This window comes from Cupriavidus necator (assembly GCF_013141915.1).
GTDB classification, from domain to species: Bacteria; Pseudomonadota; Gammaproteobacteria; order Burkholderiales; family Burkholderiaceae; genus Cupriavidus; species Cupriavidus necator_B.
The window spans coordinates 277,947-294,953 of the sequence record NZ_SROX01000006.1 but is presented as its reverse complement, the minus strand read 5'-3'; the positions used below and the strand labels follow the sequence as shown (position 1 = coordinate 294,953).

Here is a 17,007-nt window from a genome sequence, read left to right as displayed (position 1 = left end):
CGGCCTTGGGTCGCTACAGTGCCAGCTCCGCGGCACGCGCAGCGCTGGCGGCCGCGCCCGGCATGGCGGCGGCCTGGTCGCGCATGGCCAGGATAAAGCCGCCGATCTGCGCGATATCGTCCAGCGCCATGCAGGGCAGCACGGTGTCCATGCGCGTGTCGGTGGCCAGCGCGATGACCGACGGATCGCCCGGATAGTAGGGCGCGCGCCCGTGCGCGGGCCGGTAGACCTCGATGCGCGGGATCGCTTCGCTGCGGAAGCCCTCCACCAGCGTGATATCGGCCGGCCGCAAGCGCCCGACTTGCTCGGCCAGCGTCGGCTCCGCCTCGCCGGCCAGTTCGCGCACGATGGCGTAGCGATAGGGTGAGGCCACCATCACCTCGGCCGCGCCGGCGGCGCGAAAGCGCGCGCTGTCCTTGCCCGGCGGCTCGAGCTCGAGCGGATGGTGACTGTGCTTGACCACGTTGACGGTCAGGCCGTGTGCGCGGAACCAGGGCAGCAGCGCCGTGATCAGCGTGGTCTTGCCGCTGCCGGAGGTGCCGGTGATGCCAACGATAAAGGGATGCATGAGATCAGGGTTCCGTATGGGCGGGCAGCGGGCACACCAGCGGCAGGAAGCTGTCGGCGCGCTGCGAATAAGCCAGCAGTGCGCCGGCCTGGAGATCGAAATACCAGCCGTGCAGCGTCAGCGCGCCGGCTTGCAGCGCACGCCGCACGAACGGGAAGGTCTGCAGGTTGCGCAGCGACACCAGGATCGCCGCCTGCTCGCAAGCGCGCTGGCGCTGCGCGGCGCTGGCCGTCGCCAGGGTTTCCTGTACCTGCTGCCGCGCCGGCGCGGCGATGCGCACCCAGGCGCCGAGGTAGTTGGGGTCCTGGCCTTCATCGGGCGGATGGTCGCCGGCGTCGGCCGGCTGCGCGAGCAGCGCACGGATACCGCCGCAGCCGCCGTGGCCCATTACGATGATGCGGGCCACGCGCAGTTGCTGCACGGCGAACTGGATCGCGGCGGAGACGCCGTGCAGGCTGCCTTCATGGCGGCCAGTGCAGGGCGGCACCAGGTTGCCGATATTGCGCACGGTAAACAGTTCGCCCGGGTCGCAGCCAAGCAGCAGGCCGGGATCGACGCGTGAATCGCTGCAGCCGATCAGCAGCGTCGGCGGGCGCTGGCCGCTGCGCAGGATGTCGAACAGTTCAGGCTCGTCGTCGAAATAGCGTTGCTGGAAGCGTTCGAAACCCTTGAGCAGACGTTCGATGTGATGCACGGCGGCCTCCGGACGTTACTGCACCAGCGGGCTGTCGGCGCCTTCCAGCTCGATGCCTTCGATGCGCGCGCGCCCGATCAGCAGGCCAGCGTACTGCTTCCAGGCGCGGTCGCGCGCGGCGGCGCCAAGCGCGCTGGCAATCTCGCCGCGCACCGCCTCGAATGGCAGGCGCGTGCCCGGGCAGCGCTCGAGGATGCGCACGATATGCAGGCCGAAGCGGCTCTGCACCAGTTGCGGCAGTACGCCGTCCTGCTGCGCCGCGAACAGCGCGCGCTCGAATTCGGGCGCCGTCTCGCCGCGGAACACGCGGCCGAGCCGGCCGCCATTGGCGCCGCTGGGGCAGTTGGACAGCGCGCGGGCATGGTGGTCGAAGCTCGACGGATCACCGCGCACCAGCGCCAGCGTCTGCGCCGCGATTTCGCGCAGGGCGTCCAGCGGCACGCGCGGCGTGACCTGGAACAGGATGTGATCGGCCTCGACCCATTCGCCGGTGCGGAAGCGCTGGGGGTGGCTGTCGTAGTGGCGGCGGCAGCTGGCTTCGTCGGCTGCGGGCGTGACGGCCTCGCGCGCCAGCAACGCCTGCGCCAGCGCCTCGTCGTCCATCTGCGCGGCGTCCAGGCCGATGCGCGCGGCTTCGGCACGCATCAGCAGGCGCAGGATTGCCGCGATGGTGGCCAGCCGCGCCGGGTTGGCGGCGTCGTGATGGTGGTCCAGTTCGCGCTCGATATCGGCGTCGCGCAGCTCCACGCCATTGACGGTGACAGGCATCGTGTTCTCCTTGTGGGGTGGCGGCGCTCAGCGGCTGCGCACCAGTTGCCAGGCACGGCCGAGGTAGCCGACCGAGGCAAAGCCGCTCCATACATGGACCAGCCGCGTGAACGGGAAGATCACGAACAGCGTCATGCCCATGAACAGGTGCGCCTTGAACAGCAGCGGTGCGTCGGCGACGTAACCGGCGGCGTCGCCGCGCAGCGTGACGATGCGCTGCGCCCAGTTCATCAGCTGCACCATCATGTGGCCGTCCATGTGGCCGGCCGATTCGAAGATGGTCGACAGGCCCAGCAGCAGCGTCGCCAGCAGCCACAGCAGCAGCACCTTGTCGCCGGTGCGGGTCACCGCGGACACGCGCGCGTTGGTCAGCCGGCGGTGCAGCAGGATCAGCAGGCCGGCCAGGCACATGGTGCCCATCACGCCACCGGCGGCCATCGCCACGGCCTGCTTGAAGCCGTGCGAGACGCCCAGCGCGTCCCACACCGCCACCGGGGTCAGCAGGCCGACCAGGTGCCCGAAGAACAGACCCAGGATGCCGACATGGAACAGGATGTTGCCGGTGCGCAGGTTGCCGCGGTACAGCACCTGCGAGCTGTCGCTCTTCCAGGTGTATTGCTCACGCTCGAAGCGGGCCAGGCTGCCGAACAGGAAGACGGCGAGCGCGATGTACGGGTAGATGCCGAAGAGGAATTGGTGGAGGGTTGCCATGGTGTTAGCTCGGAAAAGAGGGACAATGACCGATTGCCTGTGGGCTTGCTTCGGGGCCCGAATCATCCAACTGTGTTCCCTCTTCCCTCAGGGGAGAGGGTAGGGTGAGGGGGGGTTAAGCACCGGCGCTTCATCGAAGTTGCGGCCCTCTCCCCCGCCCCTCTCCCGCAAGCGGGAGAGGGGGGAAGCGAACAGTCGGCTTGCGTTGGCATTTCAGCAAGGCACCGGCGTCGGCGCCGTGCCGCGCGGATAGAACTTCACCGCCTGCGGCCCTGCTTGCGGCGCCAGCAGCGGCTCCACGCCATCGGCGCCAGGCCCGAAGGTCTCCAGGGCCTCGTCCATGTCCCGCACCGGCGGCTCCTGCTGCGGTTGCGGCTGCACGTCGGTCAGCGTGCGCAGCACCGCGAACACGCCGCCGTACGGGCTCTGGTTGCGCGCCAGCCGGCCGCCGATCGCGGCCAGCACGTGGATGGCCTCGCCCAGCAATTGTTCGGCGCGCGCCTCCTTGCCGTCGGCCACGAGCGCGCCGAGAAACTCCAGGAACAGCGGCACGTAGTCGGGCAGCTCCGACGCCGCGGGCTCGAAGCCGTCGCGCCGGTATTCGTCGATCAGGTCGACCATGGCCTGGCCGCGGTCGCGGCTTTCGCCGTGCACGTGCTCGAACAGGTGCAGCGAGTGCGCCGGGTTGCGGTCGAAGGTGGCGACATAGTTTTCCTGCAGCGTGATCAGGGTTTCGCTGCGCAGCATCGCGGTCACCGGCGCCAGCAGGTCGCGCGCCTGCGGCCATTCGGCCAGCGCGGCGTCGATTTCCGGCAGGGCGTCGAGCAGATCCTGCTCGGGATAGCCGAGCAGGGTGCTGAGGATGGGATAGAGCGGCATGTTCTTCTCCGTTTCGTTCGCGAGGTTTCAGCTCATCACGGCTTTCTTGCGCGACTTCGGCATGTCGACGAAATGCACGCTGCCTTGCGGTTTCTTGCCGAACAGCGCGCCTTCCGAGGTGCCGCCCGAGCAGCCGTTGCCGAAGGTGAAGCCGCAGCTGGCCTTGTCGTTGAAGCTGTCCTCGACCATCTCCTTGTGCGAGGACGGAATCACGAAACGGTCCTCGTAGTTGGCGATGGCCATGGTCTTGTACATGTCCTCGACCTGCGCGGGCGTCAGGCCCACCTGCTTCAGCACATCGAGGTCCTGCACGCCGTCGACCACCTGCGAGCGCTTGTACGCGCGCATCGCCAGCATGCGCTCCAGCGCCGACAGCACCGGCATCACGTCGCCCGCGGTGAGCAGGTTCGCCAGGTACTTGACCGGGATGCGCAAGCTCTTGACGTCGGGGATGATGCCGTTCATGCCCATGTGGCCCGCTTCGGCCGCCGACTGGATCGGCGACAGCGGCGGCACGTACCACACCATCGGCAGCGTGCGGTATTCGGGATGCAGCGGGAAGGCGATCTTCCATTCGCACGCCATCTTGTAGACTGGCGACTTGCGCGCGGCGTCGAGCCAGCTCTGCGGGATGCCCTGGCGCAGCGCCTCGGCCTGCACCTTGGGATCGTGCGGGTCAAGGAACACGTCGAGCTGCGACTGGTACAGGTCGCGCTCGTCGGCCACCGACGCGGCCTGCTCGATGCGGTCGGCGTCGTACAGCATCACGCCGAGGTAGCGGATGCGGCCGACGCAGGTCTCGGAGCAGACCGTGGGCTGGCCGGCTTCGATGCGCGGATAGCAGAACAGGCATTTCTCGGCCTTGCCGCTCTGCCAGTTGAAATAGATCTTCTTGTACGGGCAGCCCGAGATGCACATGCGCCAGCCGCGGCACTTGTCCTGGTCGACCAGCACGATGCCGTCGTCCTCGCGCTTGTAGATCGAGCCCGACGGGCACGAGGCCACGCACGCCGGGTTCAGGCAGTGCTCGCACAAGCGCGGCAGGTACATCATGAAGGTGTTCTCGAAGGTCGAGTACATCTCCTTCTGCACGTCGTCGAACAGCTTGTCGCGGCCGCGCGAGCTGAACTCGCCGCCGAGGTCATCTTCCCAGTTCGGGCCCCACTCGATCTTTTCCATCTTGCGGCCGGTCAGCACAGACACCGGGCGCGCGGTCGGCGGGGTCTGCGACAGCGGCGCCTTTTGCAGGTGCTCGTAGTCGTAGGTGAAGGGTTCGTAGTACTCGTCGATCGCCGGCAGGTTCGGGTTGGCGAACAGGTTCGCCAGGATCTTCAGCTTGCCGCCCTGGCGCGGCTCGAGCGTGCCGTCGGCGTTGCGCTGCCAGCCGCCCTGCCATTTGTCCTGGTTTTCCCATTCCTTGGGATAACCGATACCGGGCTTGGTCTCGACGTTGTTGAACCATGCGTACTCGACGCCGTCGCGGCTGGTCCAGACGTTCTTGCAGGTCACGGAGCAGGTATGGCAGCCGATGCACTTGTCGAGGTTCAGCACCATGGCCACCTGGGCGCGGATCTTCATTGCGTTGCTCCTTCCTTGGTCTTTTCCACGAGCGGCCCTTCCAGCCAGTCGACCTTCTTCATCTTGCGCAGGATCACGAACTCGTCGCGGTTGCTGCCAACGGTGCCGTAGTAGTTGAAGCCGTAGGCCAGCTGCGCGTAGCCGCCGATCATGTGGGTGGGCTTGGTCACGGCGCGCGTGACCGAGTTATGGATGCCGCCGCGCATGCCGCTGGTCTCGGCGCCGGGCACGTTCACGATCTTTTCCTGGGCGTGGTACATCAGGCACATGCCCTTGGGCACGCGCTGCGACACCACCACGCGCGCGGTCAGCGTGCCGTTGACGTTGAACACCTCGACCCAGTCGTTGTCGCGGATGCCGTTGGCCTGGGCCTCGGCTTCCGATATCCACACGTGCGGGCCGCCGCGCGACAGCGTCAGCATGCGCAGGTTGTCCGAGTAGGTGGAGTGGATGCCCCACTTCTGGTGCGGCGTGATCCAGTTCAGCACCAGCTCCGGGTTACCGTTGGGCTTCCTGCCCAGCATCGGCGCGACGGTCTTGGTGTCGATGGCCGGCTTGTACACGCACGCGCCTTCGCCGAAGTCCAGCATCCAGCGATGGTCCTGGTAGAACTGCTGGCGGCCGGTCAGCGTGCGCCAGGGGATCAGCTCGTGCACGTTGGTATAGCCGGCGTTGTAGCTGACCTCCTCCGATTCCAGCCCCGACCACGTCGGCGCGGAGATGATCTTGCGCGGCTGCGCCTGCACGTCGCGGAAGCGAATCTTGTCGTGCTCGCGCCCTTCGGCGAGGTGAGTGTGGTCGCGGCCGGTGATCTTCGACAGCGCTTCCCATGCCTTGACGGCAACGTGGCCGTTGGTCTCGGGCGCGAAGGTCAGGATCATCTCGGCGGCGTCGATCGCCGTTTCCAGCTTGGGGCGGCCCTGGCTCACGCCAGGTTCCGTCACCGTGTGGCTCAGCTCGCCGATTTCCTTGACCTCATGCCGGGTGTTCCAGTTGATGCCCTTGCCGCCGTTGCCAAGCTTGTCGAGCAGCGGGCCGATCGAGGTGAATTTCTTGTAGATGTCGGCGTAGTTGCGCTCGACCACCGTCATCGACGGCGCGGTCTTGCCCGGAATCAGGTCGCACTCGCCGGCCTTCCAGTCCTTCGGCTCGAACGGCTGGCCCAGTTCGCCCGGGGTATCGTGCAGCAGCGGCGTGCACACCAGGTCCTTGCGCGTGCCCAGGTAGGGGCCGGCGATCTCGCTGAACTTCTTCGCGATGGCCTTGTAGATTTCCCAGTCGGTCTTGCTTTCCCACAGCGGCTGCACGGCTTCGGACAGCGGGTGGATGAACGGGTGCATGTCGGACGTGTTGAGGTCGTCCTTCTCGTACCAGGTTGCCGTGGGCAGCACGATATCGCCATACAGGCAGGTGGTGCTCATGCGGAAGTCCAGCACCGTCAGCAGGTCAAGCTTGCCTTCGGCGGCCGGCCGCACGTTGACTTCGCCCGGCGTGATCGCATCGGCCTCGTCGCCAAACACGGCGTTCTGCGTGCCAAGCAGGTACTTCAGGAAATACTCATGCCCCTTGCCCGAGCTGCCCAGGATATTGGAGCGCCACACGAACATGTTGCGCGGGAAGTTGGCGGGATTGTCGGGGTCGTCGCAGGCAAACTGCAGCGCGCCCGACTTCAGCTGCTCGACGGTGTAGGCCACCGGATCCTTGCCGGCTTGCTCGGCCGCGTCGACCACGTCGAGCGGGTTGGTGCCGAGCTGCGGCGCCGACGGCAGCCAGCCCATGCGCTCCGACTTCGCGTTCAGGTCCAGCAGCGACAGGCCGTCGTAGCGCTTGCGGTCGGCGGTTGGCGACAGGATCTCGTCGACCGCCAGCTTCTCGTGGCGCCACTGGCTGGTGTGGTTGTAGAAGAACGAGGTGCCGTTCATCTGGCGCGGCGGGCGCGACCAGTCCAGCCCGAACGCCAGCGGCGCCCAGCCGAACTGCGGGCGCAGCTTCTCCTGGCCGACATAGTGGGCCCAGCCGCCGCCGCTCTTGCCGATGCAGCCGCACATCATCAGCAGGTTGACGATGCCGCGGTAGATCATGTCGTTGTGGTACCAGTGGTTCAGCGCGGCCCCGACGATCACCATGCTCTTGCCCTGCGTGCGGTCGGCGTTGTCGGCGAACTCGCGCGCGACCTGCGTGACCAGCCGCGCCGGCACCGAGGTGTGCTTTTCCTGCCAGGCCGGGGTGTAGGGCACGTCGTCTTCAAACGACGCCGCCACGTTGGGGCCGCCGAGCCCCTGGTCGACGCCGTAGTTGGCCATCTGCAGGTCGTACACGGTTGCCACCAGCGCGCTGCTGCCATCAGCCAGCGTGATGCGGCGCGCCGGCACGCGCCGGCGCAGCAGTTCGTCGTGTTCGCCGCCGAAATAGGGGAAGCCGACTTCCACTACCTCATCGTGGTGGTCAAGCAGCGACAGCCGTGGCTCGACCGGGCGGCCGCTGCCGCCATCCTTCATTTCCAGGTTCCAGCGCCCCACCTTCTCGCCATCGTTGTGCGCGGCTTCGCCCCAGCGGAAGCCGATCGAGCCGTTGGGCGCGACGATCTCGCCGCTGGCGTCGTCGACCAGCAGCGTCTTCCATTCCGGATGGTTGGCTTCGCCGAGGCTTTGCGCCAGGTGCGAGGCGCGCAGGAAGTGGTCCGGCACCAGCGTATCGCCATGCTCGCGCAGCAGCACCAGCATCGGCATGTCGGTGTATTGCTTCACGTAGTCGCGGAAGTACGCCGACTTGCCGCTGGCATGGAATTCCTTGAGCACCACGTGGCCCATCGCCATCGCCAGCGCGGCATCGGTGCCTTGCTTCGGCGCCAGCCAGATATCGCCGAACTTGACCATCTCGCCGAAGTCGGACGACACCGCGACGGTCTTGGTGCCCTTGTAGCGGACTTCGGTGTAGAAGTGGGCGTCGGGCGTGCGCGTCTGCGGCACGTTGGAGCCCCACACCATCAGGTAGGTGGAGTTGTACCAGTCGGCGGATTCGGGCACGTCGGTCTGTTCGCCCCAGATCTGCGGGCTGGCCGGCGGCAGGTCGCAGTACCAGTCGTAGAACGACAGGCAGGCGCCGCCGAGCAAGCTCAGGTAACGCGCGCCGGCGGCATACGAGACCATCGACATCGCCGGGATCGGCGAAAAGCCGATCACGCGGTCCGGGCCGAAGCGCTTCACGGTGAAGGCGTTGGCCGCGGCGATCATCTCGGTGGCGGTGTTCCAGTCGGCGCGCACGAAGCCGCCCTGGCCGCGCACGCTCTTGTAGCGTGCCGCCTTCTTCGGGTCCTGGCTGATCGATTCCCAGGCGGCGACCGGATCCATGGTCTTGCGGGCCTCGCGCCACATCTCCATCAGCCGGCCGCGGATCATCGGGTACTTGACGCGCTGCGCGGAATAGACGTACCAGCTGTACGACGCGCCCCGCGGGCAGCCGCGCGGCTCATGGTTGGGCAGGTCCGGGCGCGTGCGCGGGTAATCGGTCTGCTGCGTTTCCCAGGTGATCAGGCCGTTCTTGACGTAGACCTTCCAGGAGCAGGAGCCGGTGCAGTTGACGCCGTGGGTGGAGCGCACGATCTTGTCGTGCTGCCAGCGGCTGCGGTAGCCGTCTTCCCACTTGCGGTCTTCGTTCACCACCGCGCCGTGGCCGTCCGCATAGGTGGACTTGACGCGCGACATGAACTTCAGTCGATCCAGGAAATGACTCATTTGCTTGTTCTCCGCGAGGCTATTCTGCGGGGCTCCGACGGTTGCCCGGGAGCATTTGCAGGGACACCTCGAGCTTATGGGGGAGCGGGGCGGCGGCCAATTCGCTGGTGGAACAGCCGCCGGATGGCGATCGGGGGAGGTGGCGGGCGCGGACCTAGTTCCGAAGAACTAGTCCGGCCGGCGAGGCCTCAGCAAGGCATGGGCGCGTTGCGGCGCGCGTAGTACCACCACGTCACCAGCACGCAGCTGAGATAGAAGGCGATGAAGCAATAGAGCGCGGCGTCGGGCGCGCCGGTCAGCTCCAGCGCGGTGCCGAAGCTCTTGGGGATGAAGAAGCCGCCGTACGCGCCGATCGCGCCGGAAAAGCCCAGCACCGCGGCCGATTCCTTGCCGGCATCTTGCAGCGCCTGGCGTTGCGCGGCGTCGCCCTTGCCCTGCGCGGCGCGCTGGCGCTCGGTCAGGAAGATCACCGGGATCATGCGGAAGGTCGAGCCGTTGCCGATGCCGGTCAGCGCAAACAAGGCGATGAACGCCGCGAGGAAGTACGTGAAGTTGCCGCCCGCGCCGTCGTGCGGCAGCGCCGCCAGCACCGCGAACACCGCGGCGATCATGCCGACGAAGGTCCACAGCGTGACGCGCGCGCCGCCGAGCTTGTCCGAGATCCAGCCGCCCACCGGACGCGTCAGCGCGCCCACCAGCGGCCCCAGGAAGGCGTAGGCGGTGGGATTCACGCCCGGGAACTGCGACTTGGTCAGCAGCGCCAGCCCGGCCGAGAAGCCGATGAACGAGCCGAAGGTGCCCACGTACAGCCAGCACATCAGCCAGTTGTGCTTGCGCTTGAAGATCACCGCCTGCTCGGCGAACGAGGCCCTGGCATCGGCGATGTCATGCATGCCGAACCACGCGGCCAGTGCGGACACAACGATGAACGGTACCCAGATAAAGCCCGCGTTCTGCAGCCACAGGCTCTGCGCGGCGCCGTTGGCCTGGTACTGCTGCGGCTCGCCGCCGAGCGCGCCGAACACCGCTACCGAGACCACCAGCGGCGTGACGAACTGCACCACCGACACGCCCAGGTTGCCGATGCCGGCATTCAGCCCGGTGGCCAGGCCCTTCTTCGCCTTGGGGAAGAAGAAGCTGATATTGGCCATCGACGAGCTGAAGTTGGCGCCGCCCAGCCCGCACAGTAGCGCCAGCACCAGCAGCGTGGGATAGCCCGTGGACGGGTCGCGCAGCGCGAAGCCCATGCCCAGCGCGGGAATCAGCAGCAGCGCGGTGGAGATCGCGGTGAAGCGGCGCCCGCCGAACACCGGCACCAGGAAGGAATAGAAAATGCGCAGCGTGGCGCCGGACAGCGCCGGCAGCGCGGTCAGCCAGAACAGCTGGTTCTTGGTGAACTGGAAGCCGGCGCGGTCGAGGTTGACCGCGACCACGCTCCACAGCATCCAGACCACGAAGGCCAGCATCAGCGCCGGGATCGAGATCCACAGGTTGCGGTAGGCGATGCGCTCGCCTTCGCTTTGCCAGAATGCCTTGTTTTCAGGCTCCCAGCGGGTGAGTACGGATGAGGTCATGATCAGTTTGCCTTGATGAGGAAAGCGCGCAGGCGCAGGGAGGTCGGTGCCGCGTCAGGCCGCCTGGGTCAGGCCCACGGCCTGGGCCTTGCGCTGGCGTTCGGCGCGGTGGCTGTAGTGCATCCACACCAGGCTCACGCAGACGGTGCCGTACATCAGCATGAAGCAGCTGCTGCGGATGCCAGTCAGGTCGGCCAGCATGCCGAACAGGATGGGCAGCACGAAGCCGCCCAGGCCGCCGGCCAGGCCCACCACGCCGGAGACCGCGCCGATGTTGTGGGTGAAGTCGTTGGAGATGAACTTGAACACCGAGGCCTTGCCGATGGCGAAGGCGATGCCGACCACGAACAGCAGGATGGTGAACAGCGTGGGCGTCAGCGCGATGCGGAAGGCCTGCGGGCCGCCGGTGGTCTGGACGATGAAATCGGTCTGCGGGTAGCTGAGCAGGAAGAAGCCGACCCAGCTGACCCACATCACCCACCAGGTGGTGCGGTGCGCGCCGTAGCGGTCCGAGATCCAGCCGCCGATGGCGCGCAGCACGCCGCCCGGCAGCGAGAAGCACGCCGCCAGGAAGGCAGCGGTCTTGATGTCGAAGCCGTATTCGCCGATGTAGTACTTGGTCATCCACAGCGACAGGCCGACATAGCCGCCGAACACCACGGAGTAGTACTGCGAGTAGCGCCACACGCGCGGGTCGCGCATCACCGCCAGCTGCTCGCGCCAGCCCACGCTGGACTTGACCAGGTGCGCCGGGTTGCTGCGTGACAACACCCAGAACAGCAGCGCGGTGACCAGCATCGCCACCGAATAGACGCGCGGCACGACGGTCCAGGTGCCGGCCGCCAGGATCAGCGCCGGCGCGACGAACTTGGTCAGCGCGGCGCCCGAGTTGCCGGCGCCGAAGATGCCCATCGCCAGCCCCTGGCGGGAGCGCGGGAACCAGCGCGCCACGTAGGGCGTGCCCACCGAAAACGAGCCGCCCGCCAGGCCGACGAACAGCCCCAGCACCAGCAGTTGCCACAGCGTGGTCGCATACGAGATCAGCCAGATCGGGATCACGGTGGCCAGCATCAGCACGAAGAAGACGATGCGGCCGCCGAAGCGGTCGGTCCACAGGCCCAGCGGCACGCGGATCAGCGAGCCGCTCAGCACCGGCGTGGCCGCGAGCAGGCCGAATTCCGTGTCGTTGAGGCCGAGCTGCTGTTTGAGGGGAATGCCGAGGACCGCGAACAGCATCCACACGGCAAAGCAGATGGTGAAGGCAAAAGTACTGGACGCCAGTGTTATTGCGGCGCCGGGCGGGATCGGCGCCGGCGCGCGGGATTGGGTGGCCATGGCCATGCTCCTGTGTCAACTTTGGCGGGGGTGATGCCAGAGTAGGGGCGGGCGCTGGTGCTGCCTATTCGCCGGCAGCACAGCGCACGCGCGGGCGCGGCCTGCCTTTGGAGGTAGTTCTACCGGGGGAGGTTGCCGGCGCGGCGGCGGTGCTATCGTGCGATCAACCTGCGGCGCATCGCCTCGCACCGCTACGGCGACCCCCGCGCCGCCTCCCCTGATCCTCATCGCCACCCATGGACACCATTCCCATCCTTCCCGCGCGGCGCACGCCACCCTCCGGCAAGGTCCCCGCGGGGCCGCCGCCACGTGGCTTTGCCTTGTTTGCGCTGGGTTTTCGCCCGTTCTACCTGGGTGGCGCGGTGTTTGCCGCGCTGGCGATCGCGGCATGGTCGGCGATGCTGGCGGGTATGAACGGTGTCGGCCCCGCACCGGCGCTGCCGGCAATGTTCTGGCATGCGCACGAGATGGTGTTCGGCTTCGCCGCGGCCATCGTGGTGGGGTTTCTGTTTACCGCCGGACGGGCCTGGACCGGGCAGCCGACGCCGACCGGCTCCGCGCTGGCTGCGCTGTTCGGGCTCTGGGTGGCCGGGCGCGCCGGACTGTGGCTGGCACCCGGCACCGCGGCCTTCGTGGTCGAAGGCGCGTTCCTGCCGCTGGCGGCGCTGGCGTTTGCGCGCGCGCTGGTGCGCGGCGGTAACCGGCGCAACTATCCGCTGGCGCTCGCGCTATGGCTGCTGGCCTTGGCCGATATTGCCAGCCTGTGGCTGCAGGCACGCGGCCATGACGCCGGCGCGATGCTGGCCTGCCGCGCCGGCGTGGCATTGGTGACGCTGTTCGTGGTGGTGATCGGCGGGCGCGTGATCCCGATGTTCACCACCAATGCGATTCCGGGCTTCCGGCTGCGCCAGTACCGGCAGGTGGATCGCCTGACGATTCCCGCGGCCGTGCTGGGGCTGGCGGCCGGGCTGCTGCCCGTGCCCGGATGGCTGGTGGCGGCGCTGTCGCTGCTCGCCGCGCTGGTGCTGGGCGTGCGCGTGGCGGGCTGGCGCGGTTATGCGGTCGGCAACCGGCCGATCCTGTGGGTGCTGCATCTGGCTTATGCATGGCTGCCGGTGGCGCTGGCGCTGCAGGCGCTCGGTGCACTCGGCCTGGTGATGGCCGGGCTGGCCACCCACGCGTTCACCGTGGGCGTGCTCGGCGTGGCCATCATTGCCATGGTTACGCGTACCGCGCTGGGCCACACCGGCCGCATGCTGGTGGCCGGCCGCGCGGAGACCGCGGCGTACTGGCTGGTGGCCGCGGCGGCGGTGTTGCGGGTGTTCGGGCCGCTCGCCTGGCCCGCCGGCTACCTGCATTGGGTGTGGGGCGCGGGCGCGTGCTGGGTGGCGGGCTTCGGGCTCTATGCGCTTACCTATGCGCCGCGTCTGGCGCGCCCGCGGGTGGACGGCAAGCCGGGCTGAAGGCGCGCTCGCGCCGCGCTCAGGGGCAGGCCGGCGCCAGCGGCGCGCGGGCGCCTTGCTCCAGCTTCACGCTGAGCCACGCCACCGCCAGCGCCGCCATCGGCGCCAGTGCCGCAACCCAGGGCAGTGCCGTCAGCCCCAGGCGGTGATCGACGACCACCCCGCCCAGCCACGCGCCCAGGCCGTTGCCCAGGTTGAACGCGGCGATATTGAAGCTCGATGCGAGGTTCTCGCCGGCGCCGCGGGCGTGGCGCAGCACGCGCAGCTGCAGCGGCGACACCGTGGCAAACGCCGCCACGCCCAGGATGCCGACGAAGGCCACCACCAGCACCTGGCTGTGGATGGCCAGCGTCATCGCCGCCAGCACCAGCGTCAGCGCCGCCAGGGTGGCCAGCACCGCGCGGGTCGGGGCGCGGTCGGCAAAGCGGCCGCCCAGCACGTTGCCGACGATCATGCCGGCGCCGAAAAGCAGCAGGGTGGGTGATACCGCCGCCTCGCCAAAGCCGGACACGCGCGTCAGCAACGGCTGCACGTAGGTGATCACGGCGAAGATGCCCATCGACTGCAGCACCGTCATCGACAGCCCCAGCAGCACCTGCGGGCGGCCGATGGTGGCCAGCTCGTCGCGCAGCGCCGCGCGCGCGCCGTGGTCCTGGCTCTTCCGCACCAGCAGCGCGATCACCGCCAGCGACAGCAGCCCGATCAGCGTCATTGCCCAGAAGGTCGAACGCCAGCCCAGGTGCAGGCCCAGCCAGGCGCCGGCGGGCATGCCCAGCAACGTGGCTAGCGTCAGGCCGGAAAACATCACGGAAATCGCCGAGGCGCGGCGGTGTTCCGGCACCAGGCCGGTGGCGACCACGGCGCCGACGCCGAAGAAGGTGCCATGCGTAAGCGAGGTCAGCACGCGCGCGATCATCAGCGTGGTGTAGTCGGGCGCCAGCGCGCACGCCGCGTTGCCCACGGTATAGATCACCATCAGCGCCAGCAGCACCGCCTTGCGCGGCATGCGGCGCGTCAGCAGCGTCAGCACCGGCGCGCCGGCGAACACGCCCAGCGCGTAGCCGGAGACCAGCATGCCGGCGGCCGCGATGGTCACCTGCAGGTCGGCGGCCACCTGCAGCAGCAGGCCCATGATTACGAATTCGGCGCAGCCGATGCCAAAGGAACCGGCGGTCAGCGCGTACAGCGCCATCGGCAGCCTTTCCCGGGCGGGGCGGGCGGGGACGGATTGGGGGGAAGCCATGATGGACGGGGTCGCAAAGGGAGGAAAGCCCGCAGTCTCGGTCTTTTCGGATTCAGCAAAAACCGGCATGATCCATAATCAGTTTCAAGAAAATATTGAAAATCATGGACCGGATCGGCGATATCGGCCTGTTTCTGCGGGTGCTGGACCTGGGCTCCATCAGCGCCGCGGCGCGCAGCCTGGATCTTTCCGTGGCGGTGGCAAGCCAGCGGCTGCAGCGGTTGGAGCGCGAACTGGGCGTGCGCCTGCTGTATCGCACCACGCGGCGGCTGCACGCCACCCCGGAGGGCGCCGTGCTGGCCGAGCAGGGACGCGCGCTGGTGGACGACCTGGAGGCGCTGGGGGCGTCGCTGCGGCAGGCTGGCACCGGCGTCAGCGGAACCTTGCGGGTGACCACGTCGTCGTCGTTTGGCCGACTCTATGTCTCGCCGTTGCTGCCGGAATTCCTGGCCCGGCATCCGGGCGTATCGCTCAGCGTGAACCTGAGCGACCAGGTGCTGGACCTGGTCAGCGCCGGCTTTGACCTGGCGATCCGCATCGGCGCGCTGGACGATTCGGCGCTGGTCGCGCGCCGGCTGGCCAACAACCGGCGGCTGCTGTGCGCGTCGCCCGACTACCTGCGCCGGCGCGGCACCCCGCGCACGCCGCAGGACCTGGCGCGGCACGATTGCCTGCTGCTGGTTGGCAGCCAGGGGCGGCAAGATGTCTGGCGGCTCGGCGATGGCGCCGGCGGCGAGATCGCCGTGCGCGTGCGCGGCCGGATCGAGGCCAATACCGGCGAGCTGCTGTCCGACGCGGCGCTGGCGGGCTTCGGCATTGCGCTGCATTCGGCCTGGCATGTCTGCGCCGACCTGCAGGCCGGCCGGCTGGTGCAGGTGCTGCCCGATTACCCGCTAGCGGACACCGGCATCTACGCGGTGATGCCGCAGCGGCGGCTGGTGCCGCCGCGCGTGCGCGCCTTTGTCGATTTCCTGGCCGAACGCTTTGGCGACAACCCGCCGTGGGAGCAAGCCCGCGGCGGGTGAGCGAGGCCGCTGCTAGGCCGGTGGCTGCGGCGCTGGCGTGGCGTGGCGCCGGTAGTCGCCCGGCGTCGTGCCGGTCCAGCGGCGGAAAGCGCGGAAGAACGAGTTGGCATCGTCAAAGCCGAGCCGGAACGCGATCTCCCCGAGCGACAGCGCGCCTTCGCTCAGATAATGGCCCGCCAGCTCGCGCCGCGCGTCCTCGCACAGCGCGCGGAAGCTGGTGCCGGCGGCCATCAGCCGGCGCTGCAGCGTGCGCTCGCTGATGTCGAGGTGGCGCGCCACCGCCGCCAGGCTCAGGGCGCGGTCGCCGGCCAGCTGCTGCAGGGCACCGCGCACATCAGCCAGCGACGCCGCGGCCGGCCGCAGGTCGCGGCTGGCCGCGGGCGCCGTGGGACTGGAGCGGTCGCGTGCCATCAGCCGCAGCGCCAGGTCGCGCCGGCCGAACACGATCGCGTCTTCAGGCTCGCCGAAGCGCACCGGGCAGTCGAAGGCCTCGGTGTAGCGCAGGTGCCAGTCGGGCCGGCCGATGCGCAGCGAGACCCGCAGTGGATGCAGCGGCTTGCGCGTGAAGCGCCGGCCGAAGGCCAGCAGCGAGCACAGCTCCATGTCGATGCGCGGCCGGCTGTCGGGCGCTTCGGGATCGCTCGGGCGGATGCAGACCCAGGCTTCGTCGCCTTGGCGGCGCAGTTCGACGCGGTCGCCGGCAAGCAATTTCTGGTAGCGCGCGATGCGCCGCAGGGCCGTTCCCAGCGACGGGCCGGCCATGGCGGGCAGGCCGGCCAGGCCGAGCAGGTCGGGCGGCATGCGGCTGCCCAGCCACAGCCCGATGGCGGGGTCGCCGGTGGCGTGATAGACGGCCAGCAGCAGGTGGATGGCCTGTTGCGGGTCGGCCGCATGCGCGGCGGGTTGGTGGTCGCAGGAGTCGGAGTCGGTATCGGATTCCGGGGCAGGCGCGAGTGCCGATACGTCGTAACCGCCTTCACGCAGCGCGTGCAGCAGGTCACGAGGCAACGGCCCGGCCTGGAGAGGCTCTTGTTGTGGCATCGTCGTTTTCTGGCTGGCAAGGTGGCGCAAATGCGCCAGTGCAGCCCCCGGTACGAAAGAGATTACGCGGTGACGATGGCCCCTACAAGGGTGCGTGCCGGGCGGAAGTGTGTGCCAGGCAGCTTTACTGCTTCCGGATCCGTGCCTGATGGCGCCCAGTGCCGCGCCGCTGCTGGCTTCCCGGGTCGCTGCAACCCGTTGCTTAAATTTTGGGCAGTCCGGTGCGCTGGCGCACAGACTGGGGTTTCCGGACTGGGCACGGGCAGGATATCCACAGATTCTGTGGATATCACGTCGGAGTTTTCAACATGGGTTTGTGCGGCTGCCGGGGGGCGCCGGAAGCGGGTATGCTGGGCGGCTTTGGTGGCATGGCGGCCTCGTCCGGGCCCCGGCG

General features: G+C 68.4%; 13 protein-coding genes. 2 read left to right on the top strand and 11 right to left on the bottom strand.

Annotated elements, in window-relative coordinates:
* Positions 1-13 precede the first annotated feature (13 nt).
* The 9 genes from mobB to E5S69_RS14400 all read right to left on the bottom strand — a co-directional run bounded on the left by mobB (position 14) and on the right by E5S69_RS14400 (position 11,841).
* A complete protein-coding gene (mobB, locus tag E5S69_RS14440) occupies positions 14-568 on the bottom strand; it encodes a molybdopterin-guanine dinucleotide biosynthesis protein B (RefSeq protein ID WP_171515329.1) in 555 nt (184 codons plus the stop codon).
* A gap of 4 nt (positions 569-572) precedes the next feature.
* Positions 573-1,262, bottom strand: coding sequence for a carbonic anhydrase (locus E5S69_RS14435; protein ID WP_171515328.1), 690 nt, complete (start codon positions 1,260-1,262; stop codon positions 573-575).
* A gap of 15 nt (positions 1,263-1,277) precedes the next feature.
* Positions 1,278-2,030: a peptidylprolyl isomerase gene (locus tag E5S69_RS14430; RefSeq protein ID WP_171515327.1), complete on the bottom strand. Its 753-nt coding sequence runs from the start codon at positions 2,028-2,030 to the stop codon at positions 1,278-1,280.
* Positions 2,031-2,057: 27 nt separating this feature from the next.
* Positions 2,058-2,741, bottom strand: a complete 684-nt coding sequence (narI, locus tag E5S69_RS14425; RefSeq protein ID WP_171515326.1) for a respiratory nitrate reductase subunit gamma — start codon at positions 2,739-2,741, stop codon at positions 2,058-2,060.
* Between the two features lie 213 nt (positions 2,742-2,954).
* Positions 2,955-3,620 (bottom strand): nitrate reductase molybdenum cofactor assembly chaperone, encoded by a 666-nt coding sequence (gene narJ, locus E5S69_RS14420; RefSeq protein ID WP_171515325.1) that lies wholly within the window; start codon positions 3,618-3,620, stop codon positions 2,955-2,957.
* 27 nt (positions 3,621-3,647) lie between these two features.
* Positions 3,648-5,198 carry a nitrate reductase subunit beta gene (narH, locus tag E5S69_RS14415; protein ID WP_171515324.1) on the bottom strand — a complete coding sequence of 517 codons (1,551 nt, stop codon included), beginning with the start codon at positions 5,196-5,198 and terminating at the stop codon, positions 3,648-3,650.
* On the bottom strand, positions 5,195-8,932 hold the full coding sequence (locus E5S69_RS14410) for a nitrate reductase subunit alpha (protein WP_171515323.1): 3,738 nt from the start codon (positions 8,930-8,932) through the stop codon (positions 5,195-5,197). The genes narH and E5S69_RS14410 overlap by 4 nt, the downstream gene beginning before the upstream one ends.
* 188 nt (positions 8,933-9,120) lie before the next feature.
* Positions 9,121-10,506: a NarK family nitrate/nitrite MFS transporter gene (locus E5S69_RS14405; RefSeq protein WP_171515322.1), complete on the bottom strand. Its 1,386-nt coding sequence runs from the start codon at positions 10,504-10,506 to the stop codon at positions 9,121-9,123.
* 54 nt (positions 10,507-10,560) lie between these two features.
* Positions 10,561-11,841 carry an MFS transporter gene (locus E5S69_RS14400; protein ID WP_171515321.1) on the bottom strand — a complete coding sequence of 427 codons (1,281 nt, stop codon included), beginning with the start codon at positions 11,839-11,841 and terminating at the stop codon, positions 10,561-10,563.
* Positions 11,842-12,077: 236 nt separating this feature from the next.
* On the opposite strand from E5S69_RS14400, the gene E5S69_RS14395 reads away from it, so the two are divergent.
* Entirely contained in the window at positions 12,078-13,304 is a 1,227-nt protein-coding gene (locus E5S69_RS14395) for an NnrS family protein (protein WP_171515320.1), read from the top strand.
* 19 nt (positions 13,305-13,323) lie between these two features.
* Here E5S69_RS14395 and E5S69_RS14390 read toward each other — a convergent pair whose 3' ends face one another.
* The gene (locus tag E5S69_RS14390) at positions 13,324-14,547 is read right to left on the bottom strand and encodes an MFS transporter (protein WP_171515319.1); all 1,224 of its coding nucleotides are present in this window, start codon (positions 14,545-14,547) and stop codon (positions 13,324-13,326) included.
* Positions 14,548-14,651: 104 nt separating this feature from the next.
* On the opposite strand from E5S69_RS14390, the gene E5S69_RS14385 reads away from it, so the two are divergent.
* Positions 14,652-15,572, top strand: coding sequence for a LysR family transcriptional regulator (locus tag E5S69_RS14385; RefSeq protein ID WP_171515318.1), 921 nt, complete (start codon positions 14,652-14,654; stop codon positions 15,570-15,572).
* 12 nt (positions 15,573-15,584) lie between these two features.
* On the opposite strand, the gene E5S69_RS14380 is transcribed toward E5S69_RS14385, so the two are convergent.
* A complete protein-coding gene (locus E5S69_RS14380; RefSeq protein WP_236901331.1) occupies positions 15,585-16,613 on the bottom strand; it encodes an AraC family transcriptional regulator in 1,029 nt (342 codons plus the stop codon).
* Positions 16,614-17,007: the final 394 nt, after the last annotated feature.